The sequence below is a fragment of the Kitasatospora sp. NPDC059648 genome, from assembly GCF_042734825.1.
Lineage (GTDB): Bacteria > Actinomycetota > Actinomycetes > Streptomycetales > Streptomycetaceae > Kitasatospora.
The window spans coordinates 1-12,605 of sequence record NZ_JBHWDU010000139.1 but is presented as its reverse complement, the minus strand read 5'-3'; the positions used below and the strand labels follow the sequence as shown (position 1 = coordinate 12,605).

Sequence of the window (12,605 nt, the reverse complement as noted above, 5' to 3'; positions counted from 1 at the left end):
CTTTGTCACCCCGGTCTCCCGCGGCGACTCCGGAACTGTACGGGCACCGGCCCGCCACATGCAAATCGCCTCCGCCCGGTCCGGGCGGAGGCGATCGCTGTTCGGCGCGTCGTCAGGCGCTTCGTCAGGCGCGGCCCATCTCCTCGGCGATGGCCGCCGCGAAGGCATCGATGTCCGCCTCCGTGGTGTCGTAGGAACACATCCAGCGCACCTCACCGGTGTGCTCGTTCCAGAAGTAGAAGCGGTAACGCTTCTGGAGCCGCTCGCTCACCTCGCGCGGGAGGATCGCGAACACCGCGTTGGCCTGGACCGGGCGGACGACCTCGACGCCGTCGATCTTCCGGACCGCCGCCTCCAGCCGGCTGGCCATCGCATTGGCGTGGCCGGCGTTGCGCAGGTAGAGGTCGCCCGCGAGCAGGGCCTCGAACTGGACGGAGACGAAGCGCATCTTCGAGGCGAGCTGCATCGAGGTCTTGCGCAGGTACTTGATGTTGCGCACCCGCTCCGGGTTGAGCACCACCACGACCTCGCCGAGCAGCAGGCCGTTCTTCGTGCCGCCGAAGGACAGCACGTCGACGCCCAGGTCCGTCGTGAAGGCCCGCATCGGCTCGCCGAGCGATGCGGCGGCGTTCGCCAGCCGGGAGCCGTCCATGTGGACCAGCATGCCGAGCTGGTGGGCGTGATCGACGACCGCGCGGATCTCTTCGATCGTGTAGAGGGTGCCGAGCTCGGTGCTCTGGGTGATGGAGACCGCGAGCGGCTGCGCGCGGTGCTCGTCGCCGAAGCCGTAGGCCTGGAGGTCGAGCAGCTCGGGGGTGAGCTTGCCGTCCGGGGTGGGGACGGTGTGCAGCTTGATGCCGCCCATCTTCTCCGGGGCGCCGCCCTCGTCCACGTGGATGTGGGCGGTGTCGGCGCAGACCACGGCGCCCCAGCGGGGCAGCAGCGCCTGGAGGGCGACCACGTTGGCGCCGGTGCCGTTGAACACCGGGTAGGCCTCGGCCTTGTCGCCGAAGTGGCGGCGGAAGACGTCCTGGAGGTGCGCCGTGTAGTCGTCCTCGCCGTAGGAGATCTGGTGGCCTCCGTTGGCCAGGGCTATCGCGGCGAGGACCTCGGGGTGCACGCCGGCGTAGTTGTCGCTGGCGAAGCCGCGGACGGCGGGGTCGTGCCGCCGTTCCGCGTCCGTACGGGTGAGGTCGGTCATCGGGCTGTCAGCCACAGGTGCTGTCCGTTCAGTTCTGCTGCGGGGCGGTCCCAGAGGTCCGCCAGGTGTCCGGCGAGGTCGGCGGTGTCGGTGAAGCCGGCGAACTTCGCCTCCGGCTTCTCCGCCCGCATCTCGGGGCTGACCAGCGCCTTGATGACCAGGATCGCAGCCGCCGCGGTGGGCTCGCCGTCCGGGGAGGTGGTCTCCTTCTTGAAGGAGTCGGCCATGGCGAGGGTCCAGGCCTCAGTGGCGGCCTTGGCGGCCGCGTAGGCGGCGCCGCCGGCGGTGGGCTTGTGCGCGGCCGCGGCGGAGATCATGGCGTAGCGGCCGGCCGGGCTGCGGACCAGCGCGGGCTGGAAGGCCAGCGAGGTGTGCTGGAGGGTGCGCACGACGGTGTCGTGCAGGAAGTCCCAGTCGTCCAGGCGGGTGTCGAAGAAGGTCTTGCTGCCGCGCCAGCCGCCGACCAGGTGGAACAGGCCGTCGACGTGCCCGTGCTCGGCCTCCAGGTGGTCGGCCCAGTCGTGGACCTCCTGCGGGTCGAGCAGGTCGATCACCTGGCCGCTCACCTTGGCTCCGCGCACCGCGACGCGGGTGGCGTCCAGGGCGGAATCCAGGCGCTGGGCGTCGATGTCGGCTCCGATCACGGTGGCACCGTCGGCGGTGAGGCGGCGCAGCACGGCCTGCCCGGCCGGGCCGCTGGCTCCGGCAACGGCGATGACCTTGCCGGCCAGCTTGGTGGAGGGGGTGGTGGTGGTCACGCGGCGACTCCCTGGATGCCGGCGCCGGTGATGCCGGCGGTAGCGGCGATGACGCCGCGGAGCTTCTTGGACAAGGCCTCGTAGAACATGCTCAGCGGGAACTCGTCCGGGAGCACGGCGTCGCACAGCGCCTTGTTCAGGGCCTTGCCGTCGGTGATGTCGAGCGGGAGGGCCTCGGGGCCCTTGGCCCAGGTGGAGGCCGGGTGCGGGGTGAGGTAACGGGAGACCAGCTCGTAGGCGGCGATCCAGTGGGCCGGCTTGGGCCGGTCGATGCCGTCGCGGTACAGGGTCTCGATCTCTCCGCAGAGCGCGTTGGTGACCTGCGGAGCGAGCTCCCAGTCGATGGTCAGGCGGTTGTCGCGCCAGCGCAGGGCGTCGTGCTTGTGCAGGTACGCGAAGAGCAGCTGGCCGCCGAGGCCGTCGTAGTTGCGGACGCGGTCACCGCTGACCGGGAAGCGGAACAGGCGGTCGAAGAGGATCGCGTACTGGACGTCGCGGGCGTGCGGGTTGCCCTCGGCCTCCAGTTTCACCGCCTCCTTGAAGGTGGTGAGGTCGCAGCGGAGCTCCTCCAGGCCGTACATCCAGAACGGGCTGCGCTGCTTGATCATGAAGGGGTCGAACGGCAGGTCGCCGTGGCTGTGGGTGCGGTCGTGGACCAGGTCCCACAGGACGAAGGTCTCCTGCGCGCGCTCCTGGTCCTTGAGGAGGCCCTCGGCGTCGGCCGGGATCTCCAGACCGAGCTGCTCGATCGCGCTGGTGGAGACGGCGCGGAAGCGGGCGGCCTCGCGGTCGCAGAAGATGCCGCCCCAGGTGAAACGTTCCGGCGCCTTGCGCACGGCGACCGTCTCGGGGAAGAGGACGGCGGAGTTGGTGTCGTAGCCGGCCGTGAAGTCCGTGAAGGTGATCGGCACGAACATCGGGTTGTCGAAGCGGGTCCGCTCCAGCTCGTCCAGCCACTCGGGCCACACCACGCGCAGCAGGACGGCTTCCAGGTTGCGGTCCGGGTTGCCGTTCTGGGTGTACATCGGGAAGACGACCAGGTGCTCAAGGCCGTCCTCGCGCTGCTCGGCGGGCTGGAAGGCGAGCAGCGAGTCCAGGAAGTCGGGCTCCCGGTAGCCGGTGTCGGCCCACTTGGCCAGATCGGCGTCGACGGCGGCCAGGTAGGCGGCGTCGTGCGGGAAGTGCGGGGCGAGCTCCTCGACGGAGGCCCGGACGGTGGCGACCAGCGGGTCGACGGTCTGCCGCTGGACGGCGGACAGGTCGATCGAGCCGTCCTTGGACTGCAGCGGGCGCAGCGTCTCGACGGCCTCCTTCAGGCGCAGCCACGCCGGGTGGGCGGCGAGGGACGAGACCGGGGCTTCGGCCGCCGCTGCGAGCCTTGGCGAAAGATTCTGCATCGTGGACTCACTTCGACAGGAGTTATTTCAACGAGGACACCATAAGTACGAAAGGTTCTCCCGTTCAAGGGGGTCCCGACCGACAAACCTCCGGCCAGCCGCCGTTCCGGCCTCAAAACCTGCGCCGAAGCAGCGGGTGTCCGGCATGTGGACGGTGTCCTGGATGCTCTGGACAGATGCGCGGTCCTGATGCGAACCTCCCCGCATGCTCCCGACGGTGATCACGGTGGCCGGGCGCCACGGCAGCCCGTTCCGGGTGCCCTCCCGTCAGCAGGCCTGTTGTCGTTGCCGCTGCGGCACGCACGGCCGCTGTCGCCGCCGTCGTTGACGCGGCCACGGCCCTCGTCCCGGCCGCGGCCCACCGGCTGCCGCTGATCCGGCCCGGGGCGCCGCGGATGCGGGCCCGTACGCCGACCATGCCGTGTGTGTTCCGGCGCCGCCACCGGGGGGAAGTGACCCGCCGGGAAGCGGCCCGCCCGGCCCGTACCGTCGACGCCTGCCCGGCCCCTCCCTGTTTCCCGTCGGTCCTTCCCCTGGAGTCCTGCCATGAGCCTGCGCAAGCCGTCCGCCGTCCTGCCCCTCGCCGCGCTGGTGGTGGCCACCGCCGCGCTCACCGGGTGCGCGCCGCAGGACGCCAAGTCCGACGGGGCCGCCGCCTCGGGCGCCTCGGGTCCGGCCGGTGCTGCGGCGGGCTGCGCGCCGGGCGCCCTGGCCACGCGGACCGCCGGGAAGCTGACCATCGGCACCGACAAGCCGGCGTACGACCCGTGGTTCTCCGGGGACGACCCGGCGAACGGCAAGGGCTTCGAGTCGGCGGTGGCGTACGCCGTGGCGGAGAAGCTGGGGTACTCGAAGGACAAGGTCGGCTGGGTGGTCGCGCCGTTCGGCAAGGCCACCGCGCCAGGGGCCAAGGACTTCGACTTCGACGTCAACCAGGTGTCCATCAGCGACGAGCGCAGGGAGGCGGTCGACTTCTCCTCCGGCTACTACTCCGTGCGCCAGGCCGTCATCGCGCTGAAGGGTTCCAAGGCCGCGGCGGCGAAGAGCATCGCCGACCTCAAGGACGCCAAGCTCGGCGCGCAGATCGGCAGCACGAGCCTGGACACCATCACCAACACCATCAGGCCCAGCGGCCAGCCGGCCGTGTTCGACTCCAACGACCTGGCGAAGGCCGCACTGAAGAACGGTCAGGTCGAGGCGTTGGTGGTCGATCTGCCGACGGCCTTCTACATCACCGGCGCCGAGGTGCCGGAGGCCCAGGTGGTCGGGCAGTTCGAATCGGCCTCGCAGGGTGAGCAGTTCGGCCTGGTGCTGGACAAGGGATCCCGGCTGACGTCGTGCGTGTCGGGGGCGGTGGACGCGCTGCGCGCGGACGGGACGCTGGCGAAGCTGGAGAAGCAGTGGCTGTCGGACGCCGTCTCGGCACCGGTGCTGAAGTGAGCGGGGAGGCGGGCACGGCCGGACCGGTCGAGGTCGCGAAGGAACCCAAGGAGCCGAAGGAGCCGAAGGGCTTCGCGGTCGGGGCGGGGCAGGCCGGCCCGGAGCAGGACGGGTACCGCCCGTCCGAGCGGCGGCTGGCGCACGAGGCGTACCGGCGCTCCCGCGCCCGGCGCTCGGCACTGATCGCCACCGCCTCGACCGTGCTGACGGCGGTCGCGCTGTACCTGCTGATCGTCAACTCCCCTGGCTGGCAAGTGACCCGGCGAACCTTCTTCAACCTGGACTACGCCCGCCAGGCGCTGCCCGAGGTGTTGCGGGGGCTGCGGCTCAACCTGGAGCTGATGCTCGGCTGCGGGGCGCTGATCCTGGTGTTCGGGCTGCTGCTCGCGGTGCTGCGGACGCTCCGCGGGCCGGTGTTCCTGCCGGTACGGCTGCTGGCCACCGCGTACGTCGACTTCTTCCTCGGGCTGCCGATGATCATCTGCCTGCTGGTGATGATCACCGGGGTGCCGGCCCTGCGGCTCACCGGGGTGACCACCGATCCGCTGCTGCTCGGCGGGGCGGCGCTGGTGCTGACGTACTCGGCGTACGTGTCGGAGGTGTTCCGCTCGGGCATCGAGTCGGTGCACCCGAGCCAGCGGGCGGCCGCGCGGTCGCTGGGGCTGAGCAACGCCCAGGCGATGCGGTACGTGGTGCTGCCGCAGGCGGTCCGGCGGGTGGTGCCCCCGCTGATCAACAACCTGGTGAGCCTGCAGAAGGACACCGGGCTCGTCTCGATCGGCGGCGCGATCGACGCGGTGTACGCGGCGAAGATCATCGCGGCGCACTCCTTCAACTTCACGCCGTACCTGGTGGCGGGGCTGGTGTTCATCGTGCTGACCGTTCCGCTGACCCGGTTCGCCGACTGGCTGACCGGGCGGATGAACCGTCGGCAGTTGCAGGGAGGTGCGGTGTGAGCGGGACCGAGGTGCTCCGGCTGGAATCGGTGCGCAAGACCTTCGGCGGCCAGGTGGTGCTGCGCGACGTGGACCTCGCCGTGCCCGAGCACTCGGTGACGGCGCTGATCGGGGCGTCCGGCTCCGGGAAGTCCACGCTGATGCGGTGCGTCAACCTGCTGGAGGTGATCGACGACGGGGCGATCTTCCTGGACGGCGAGGAGATCACCGATCCGCGCGCGGACGAGGACGCGGTGCGCCGCCGGATCGGTGTGGTGTTCCAGTCGTACAACCTGTTCCCGCACATGACGGTGCTGGAGAACATCACGCTGGCACCGCGCCGGGTGCACGGGGTCAGCCGGGCGGAGGCCGAGGCCAGGGCGCTGGAACTGCTGGACCGGCTCGGGCTGGCGGCCAAGGCGAAGGAGTACCCGGACCGGCTCTCCGGCGGGCAGCAGCAGCGCGTCGCCATCGTACGGGCGCTGGCGGCCGGACCCCGGCTGCTGCTGCTCGACGAGATCACGGCGGCGCTCGACCCGGTGCTGGTCGGGGAGGTGCTGGCGGTCGTGCGGGACCTCAAGGAACAGGGGATGACGATGGTCCTCTCCACCCATGAGATGGGCTTCGCCCGCGAGGTCGCCGACCGGGTCTGCTTCCTGGACGGCGGGGTGGTGCTCGAACAGGGGCCACCCGAGCAGGTGTTCGGCGACCCGCAGGAGGAGCGGACCAGGCGGTTCCTCGGCCGGGTCGTTGCCTCGGGGCGACTCCAGGGCTGAGCGCCGTCCATCGTTCACCGGTGGGGGTGGTGATCCGGGACGGCGCACCACGGCGGTCACCACTGTGCGCCCCCGCACGCGCCCTGGCCGCGTCGGGGGCGCAGCGGTGATCGTGGACGGGACGATCGTCGCCGTGGCGGAGGGGCGACGGGGAACGGACGACAGCGGACAGCTGACAGCTGACGGATGACAGATTTCAACTTCTGTTCTCTGTCATCTGTCTTCCGTCAGCTGTCCGCTGCCCGTCGTTCACCGCCCGCCACCCCCGGGAGGCCGCCGTTGCACGGACCCACCCTGGTCAGCTGGCTCCTCGCCCTCCTCACCGCCACCGCCGGCGCCTACTGTCTTAGCCGTCTGCGGCACGCCCCTTGCGCCGCCACCGCCCCTGGCTCCCGCCTCGCCCACCCGCCACTGGCCCGGGAGTCCGACGCCGCCGAAGCCCTGATGGGGCTCGGCATGGCGGCGATGGCCGTCACCGGCGCCACCGTCCCGGCCGCCGTCTGGGCCTGCCTGTTCGGCCTCCCGGCCACCGTCTTCCTGGTCGCCGCCCTGCACGCCCCCGCCGGTCGGGCACACCGGCTGCACCACGCGGTCGGCGCGCTCGCCATGACCTACATGGGCCTCGCGATGACCGCCTCCCCCGGCGGCGGACACCACCACGCCACCGCGCTCGGCACCCCCCTGTTGACCGGCACCCTGCTGCTCTACTTCGGCGGCTACTCCCTCTGGGCCGGCGCCCGACTGCTGCGCACTCCGGCCGGCACCCTCGTGCTCGGCACCACCGGCCTGCCCCGGGCCTGCCGACTGGCCATGGGCATCGGCATGTTCGCCATGCTCCTGACCATGTGAACCACCCCGTGGAAGCCGCCTCCGCACCATCGCCCATGCCACCGCCCGCACCGGCGCGGCTCCGTAGCCCCCGCCAAAGCCCGCGCCCGCGCGTGGCCTTGGTCACTGGCCTGTCGAAAGCCGTTCCACCGGACGTCGCCAGCGCATAGGTTGGCAGGGAGCGCGTTGTCGCGTTCCGTGCGTACTCGGGGAGCCCATGCGATGACTGCCCTGATCGGCCTGCTGCTGCTCGGCCTGCTGCTCTCCACCGTGGTGCCCCGGCTGCTGGCCCGGGCCCGCTGGGTGGAGCGCGAACCGGTGCTGGCCCTGCTGGTGTGGCAGTGCATCGTGGTGGCCGTCCTGCTGTGCTGCGCCCTGGGCCTGGTCCTCGCCGCCTCCGCCGCCGAGCCCGAGCTGCGCGCCTGGGTGTTCTCCGGCGCCCCGCACGGCGTGGAGGACGCCTACGGCCTCCAGGACGCCGAGGGCTGGGGCCGGCTTTGCGCCGCCGTCCTCGCCGCGGGCGCGCTGCAGACGGTGCGGGCGCTCACCCGCGAGGTCCGTACGGCCAAGGCCCTGCGTAACCGCCGGCACGCCCAACTCGCTACCAGGGCGCCGGAGTTGCCCGAGGCGATCGAGGCCGCCCGGAGCCGCCGGGAGCGGCTGGTGGTACTGGAGAACGTCCGCCCCGAGGCCTGGTCGCTGCCCGGCCCGAACTCCCGCCTGGTGGTCACCACCGGCGCCCTCCAGCAGCTCACCGACCGGGAGTTGGCAGCCGTGCTGAGTCACGAGCGCGGACACGTCCGGGCCCGGCACCACTGGCTCCAGCAGTTCGCCCAGGCGCTCGCCTCCGGCTTTCCCGGTATCGGCGTGTTCCGCGCCTTCCGGGACCAGGTGGCGGAGCTGGTCGAGCTGGCGGCCGACGACCGGGCAGCCCGCCGGCACGGCCGGCACACCACCGCCCTCGCGCTGGCCGAACTCAACCTGGACCGCGGGGTGTTCGGCTCCTGCCCGCCGGGCCTGGCGCAGTCCCCGAAACGGGTGGACCGGCTGCTCGCGGGCCGCCCCCGACTGTCCGTCCCACACCGGCTGCGGCTCACCGCCGTCGCCCTGGCCGCACCCGTCGGGGCCGTCCTGCTGGCCGTCGCCCCGGGGCTCCACTCGCTCCTCTGAACGAACGCCGCGGATCACCGGCGGCACGAATCAACAACGCCACCGATCGCCGGCACCGGGGACCACCAGCACCACCGATCGCCGGCACCGCGGATCAACAACGCCGCCGATCACCAGCACCGCAGATCAACCGAGAACGACGACCGGGAAGTTGGGCCGGTCAGCCGCCGGTCGGATCCCCGCAGAGCGGAGCGAACCGCCCGCCGAGCGTCTGCCCGAGCACCTCGCGGTGGAGCGGCCGGGCCTGGTCGTAGCGCTCCCGCCCGGCCTCGGTCAGAGCGATCATGATTCCCCGCCGGTCGCTCGGGCACATCTCCCGGGTCACCAGCCCGGCCTTCTCCAGGCGGGCGATCAGCCTGGACAGCGCACTCTGGCTCAGATGGACGATGGACGCCAGCTCGCTCGCCCTCAGGGCGTGCCGGGCCTCGGCCTCGCACCTCTCCACCAGGCGTTCCAGCACCTCGAACTCGCTCATGCCCAGTCCGTACCTCTCGCCGAGCTCACGGTCGAGCGCGCAGACGGCCGCGGCATGACGGGCGAGCAGCTCGCGCCATTCCGCGATGAGACCGGCCTCCGCCGAGGCTTCGAGGGAGTCGAGTTCAGCCACGCCGCCAGCCTAGCACATGCACCGTAAATTTATGCGTTCACATATTATTCATTTGCATTGAATGCATGCGCATGTACTCTCCTGCCCATGACCACCGCGACCGTCACGTCACCCGACGCCCCGTCAACCAGCGGGCTGAACTGGACACCCCGCCTCTGGGGCACCCTCGTCGTGCTCTGCGCCGCCATGTTCCTGGACGCCCTGGACGTCTCGATGGTGGGCGTCGCCCTTCCCTCCATCGGCTCCGAACTGCACCTCTCGACCTCCACACTGCAGTGGGTGGTCTCCGGCTACGTGCTCGGCTACGGCGGCCTGCTGCTGCTCGGCGGGCGCGCCGCCGACCTGCTCGGCCGCCGCCGGGTCTTCCTGGTCGCCCTCAGCGCCTTCGCCGCCGCCTCGCTGGTCGGCGGCCTGGTCGACGACGGCGGCCTGCTGATCGCGGCCCGCTTCCTCAAGGGCGTCAGCGCCGCCTTCACCGCCCCGGCCGGCCTGTCGATCATCACCACGACCTTCGCCGAGGGCCCCGCCCGCAACCGGGCGCTGTCGATCTACACCACCTGCGGCGCCAGCGGCTTCTCGCTCGGACTGGTGCTCAGCGGCCTGCTCACCTCGGTCGGCTGGCGCTGGACCTTCCTGATGCCCGTCCCGGTCGCACTGCTCGCCCTGGTCTTCGCCGTGCGCCTGCTCCCCCGCCCGGTCGAGGAGCCCGCCAAGGGCGGCTACGACGTGCTCGGCGCGATCACCGGCACCTCGACCGTCCTGCTGCTGGTGTTCACCGTGACCGAAGCCCAGGGCGCCGGCTGGCTGAGCCTGCGCACCCTCGGCTCGCTGGTGGTGGTCGCCGCGCTGGCCGCCGCGTTCCTGCTGATCGAGAGCCGCACCGCCCACCCGCTGGTCCGGCTCGGGATCTTCCGCAACGGCTCGGTGGCCCGGGCCAACGTCGTCGCCTTCACCATGACCGGTGCGTACGGCGGCTTCCAGTTCGTGGTCACGCTCTACCTGCAGCACCTGCTCGGCTGGTCGGCCCTGCAGACGGCCCTCGGGCTGCTGCCCGCCGGCGCCTTCATCGCCCTCTCCGCGCCGTTCATGGGCCCGATCGTGGACCGTTTCGGCACCGCCCGGCTGCTGCCGCTCGGCCTGCTGGCCCTGGCCGGCGCCTTCGCCCTGTTCCTGCGCCTGGACGAGCACAGCTCGTACCTGGCCCTGGTGCTGCCCTCGATGCTGCTGCTCGGCGTGGGCTTCGCCCTGGCCTTCCCCTCGGTGAACATCGCCGCCACCGACGGCGTGGCCGACGAGGAGCAGGGGCTGGCCTCGGGCCTGGTGAACACCGCGATCCAGGTCGGCACCGCCGTGGTGCTGGCCGGAGCGACGGCGATGATCACCGCCGGGAGCGCGGGCGGCGACAGCGCCCGGGCCCAGTTGGACGGTTACCGGCCGGCCCTGGTCCTGGTCACCGCAGTCGCGTTGCTCGGACTGCTCGTGGCGGCGGTGGGCGCCGTGGTGGACCGGCGCCGGAATTCAACTCCCGTGCCGGTGCCGGATTATGATTATCCGCCTGCCGGGCCCTCCGCGGTCCGGCCCGAAGTCCTGACCGAGCGCTGAGCCACTGGCCCTCGCCCACGGTCGACCCCTGACCGCCGGGCACCGGTGCCGGCTCCACCAAACCCCCGTGTTGGTGGAGCCGGCCGTCTTTGTACGGGCCGCCCGGGCGGCGCCCGCAAGGGCACGGTTCCACGGCGCGGCTGCCGGCTCCGCAAGTATATTGGCCCGGAGCCAACGAACGTTCGGAGCAGACACGATGGCACCCCGCGGGGATTCGGTCAATGAGGAGATGCGGCAGCGCTCCCGGCGCCGCATCATGCGGGCCACCATCGAGCTCGTTGACCAGCGCGGTTACGCGGGCACCACACTGACCGACATCGCCGAGCGGGCCGGACTGGCCCGCGGTCTGCTGTCGTACTACTTCGACGGCAAACGACTGCTGATGCAGTCCGCCACGCACCGGATGATGCACCGGGCACTCTCCGGCGCCCTGGCCGAGCTGCCGCCGGGTGCGTCCCCCGAGGCCAGGCTGGCCCGCGCGATCGACACCGTACTCAGCCTGGCCATGGACCACCCCCGGGTGATGCGCTCCCACCTGGCACTGATCCTCGACCCGGACACCGGCGCCTTCGTCCAGGACCCGGAGCAGCAGCAGGTCGGCGCGATCCTCCAGGGCCTGCTGGAGGACTGGGGCGCACCCGATCCGGTCGCCGAGCACGGGGTGCTGCGCAGCGCGCTGATGGGCGGCTGCATCGGGGTGCTGCTGCCGGGCGCGGAACTCCCGCTGGCGCCGATCCGGGCCGACCTGTTCGGCCGCTACGGCCTCGCCTGGGAGCTGGGCCGCCCGCCGCAGCCGCTGCCGCCGGAACGCGAACGGCCGTCGACCCGCGGTTGACGGCGGGTGGGCGGCCGGGCCTTGGAGCTCCCGGGTCGGGCCCGGAACTCCCTTGGCCGGGCCCGGGAGTTGCTCAGCGCTCTTTCAGTATCGCGGCGAGCAGGTCTATCGTGCGCTCGGGCGTGAGGCTGTCCACGCAGAGCCGCTCCATGACCTGGACGTACGCGTCGACGTCGTCCCGCTTGTCCAGGTAGAGCGCGCTGGTGAGCTGCTCCAGGTAGACCACGTCCGCGAGGTCCTGCTCCGGGAAGCGCAGGATCGTGAACGCACCGGACTCGCCCGCGTGCGCGCCGAAGCGGAACGGCATGACCTGGATGACCACGTTGGCCTGCTCGGCGACGTCGATCAGGTACTGCACCTGACCGCGCATCACCCTGGGCCCGCCGACCGGCCGGCGCAGCGCCGCCTCGTCGATGACCGCCCACAGCCGCGGGCTGGCCCCCTCGGTCAGCAGCTTCTGGCGGCGCAGGCGGAGGCTGACCCGCCGCTCGACCTCCTCCTCGCTGATGACCGGCCGACTCTGGCCGAAAACCGCCCGTGCGTACTCCTCGGACTGCAGCAGTCCGGGGATGAACTGCACCTCGTAGGTGCGGATCAGCTGGGCGGCCTCCTCCAGGCCGACATAGGTCTGGAACCAGCCCGGCAGAACGTCGTTGAAGCTGTGCCACCAGCCGGACTTGTTGGCCTCGCGGACCAGGCCGAGCAGGGCCTCCCGCTCCAGGCCGTCGTCGACGCCGTAGAGGCTGAGAAGGTCGGCGACGTCCCGCTCCTTGAAGCTGACCCGGCCGAGCTCCATGCGGCTGATCTTGGACTCGGACGCGCGGATGGCGTAGCCCGCGTCCTCGCGGGTGATCCCGCGGGCCTCGCGCAGGCGGCGAAGCTGCGAGCCGAGGAGGATCCGGCGGACCATCGAGCCGCCGCCCGGCTGAACTGTGGTCATGCGGTCGAAACCTCCACCTAGTACTGCAACCGCAGTTATGGGGTGTGGCCTCGGCGTTTGTAGTGGCTGCGGCGGGCGCGGGTCTGGCTGCGCCGTCGCCAGTATGACCAGCGCAG

Annotated in this window: 12 protein-coding genes; 7 read left to right on the top strand and 5 right to left on the bottom strand. The window is 71.6% G+C overall.

Annotated features, from left to right (window positions below; translation table 11 throughout):
• Positions 1-124 precede the first annotated feature (124 nt).
• The 3 genes from ACFV1W_RS38450 to ACFV1W_RS38440 are packed head-to-tail and all read right to left on the bottom strand — an operon-like array spanning position 125 to position 3,356.
• A complete protein-coding gene (locus tag ACFV1W_RS38450; RefSeq protein ID WP_380421987.1) occupies positions 125-1,201 on the bottom strand; it encodes a threonine aldolase family protein in 1,077 nt (358 codons plus the stop codon).
• Entirely contained in the window at positions 1,198-1,959 is a 762-nt protein-coding gene (locus tag ACFV1W_RS38445; RefSeq protein ID WP_380421984.1) for an SDR family NAD(P)-dependent oxidoreductase, read from the bottom strand. The genes ACFV1W_RS38450 and ACFV1W_RS38445 overlap by 4 nt, the downstream gene beginning before the upstream one ends.
• Positions 1,956-3,356 (bottom strand): DUF6421 family protein, encoded by a 1,401-nt coding sequence (locus ACFV1W_RS38440; RefSeq protein ID WP_380421983.1) that lies wholly within the window; start codon positions 3,354-3,356, stop codon positions 1,956-1,958. The genes ACFV1W_RS38445 and ACFV1W_RS38440 overlap by 4 nt, the downstream gene beginning before the upstream one ends.
• A gap of 546 nt (positions 3,357-3,902) precedes the next feature.
• Here ACFV1W_RS38440 and ACFV1W_RS38435 point away from each other — a divergent pair.
• The 5 genes from ACFV1W_RS38435 to ACFV1W_RS38415 all read left to right on the top strand — a co-directional run bounded on the left by ACFV1W_RS38435 (position 3,903) and on the right by ACFV1W_RS38415 (position 8,505).
• Positions 3,903-4,796 (top strand): ABC transporter substrate-binding protein, encoded by an 894-nt coding sequence (locus ACFV1W_RS38435; RefSeq protein ID WP_380421981.1) that lies wholly within the window; start codon positions 3,903-3,905, stop codon positions 4,794-4,796.
• Positions 4,797-4,930: 134 nt separating this feature from the next.
• Entirely contained in the window at positions 4,931-5,752 is an 822-nt protein-coding gene (locus tag ACFV1W_RS38430; protein WP_380421986.1) for an amino acid ABC transporter permease, read from the top strand.
• Complete coding sequence (locus tag ACFV1W_RS38425) at positions 5,749-6,507, top strand: amino acid ABC transporter ATP-binding protein (protein ID WP_380421980.1); 759 nt, start codon at positions 5,749-5,751, stop codon at positions 6,505-6,507. The genes ACFV1W_RS38430 and ACFV1W_RS38425 overlap by 4 nt, the downstream gene beginning before the upstream one ends.
• 279 nt (positions 6,508-6,786) lie before the next feature.
• On the top strand, positions 6,787-7,356 hold the full coding sequence (locus tag ACFV1W_RS38420; protein WP_380421978.1) for a DUF5134 domain-containing protein: 570 nt from the start codon (positions 6,787-6,789) through the stop codon (positions 7,354-7,356).
• Positions 7,357-7,557: 201 nt separating this feature from the next.
• Complete coding sequence (locus tag ACFV1W_RS38415; protein ID WP_380421977.1) at positions 7,558-8,505, top strand: M56 family metallopeptidase; 948 nt, start codon at positions 7,558-7,560, stop codon at positions 8,503-8,505.
• A gap of 160 nt (positions 8,506-8,665) precedes the next feature.
• On the opposite strand, the gene ACFV1W_RS38410 is transcribed toward ACFV1W_RS38415, so the two are convergent.
• A complete protein-coding gene (locus ACFV1W_RS38410; protein WP_380421975.1) occupies positions 8,666-9,112 on the bottom strand; it encodes a MarR family winged helix-turn-helix transcriptional regulator in 447 nt (148 codons plus the stop codon).
• 87 nt (positions 9,113-9,199) lie between these two features.
• Here ACFV1W_RS38410 and ACFV1W_RS38405 point away from each other — a divergent pair, with 87 nt between their 5' ends.
• Positions 9,200-10,714, top strand: coding sequence for an MFS transporter (locus tag ACFV1W_RS38405; protein ID WP_380421974.1), 1,515 nt, complete (start codon positions 9,200-9,202; stop codon positions 10,712-10,714).
• A gap of 229 nt (positions 10,715-10,943) precedes the next feature.
• Entirely contained in the window at positions 10,944-11,549 is a 606-nt protein-coding gene (locus ACFV1W_RS38400; protein ID WP_380421972.1) for a TetR/AcrR family transcriptional regulator, read from the top strand.
• 73 nt (positions 11,550-11,622) lie between these two features.
• On the opposite strand, the gene ACFV1W_RS38395 is transcribed toward ACFV1W_RS38400, so the two are convergent.
• On the bottom strand, positions 11,623-12,489 hold the full coding sequence (locus ACFV1W_RS38395) for a helix-turn-helix domain-containing protein (RefSeq protein ID WP_380421971.1): 867 nt from the start codon (positions 12,487-12,489) through the stop codon (positions 11,623-11,625).
• Positions 12,490-12,605: the final 116 nt, after the last annotated feature.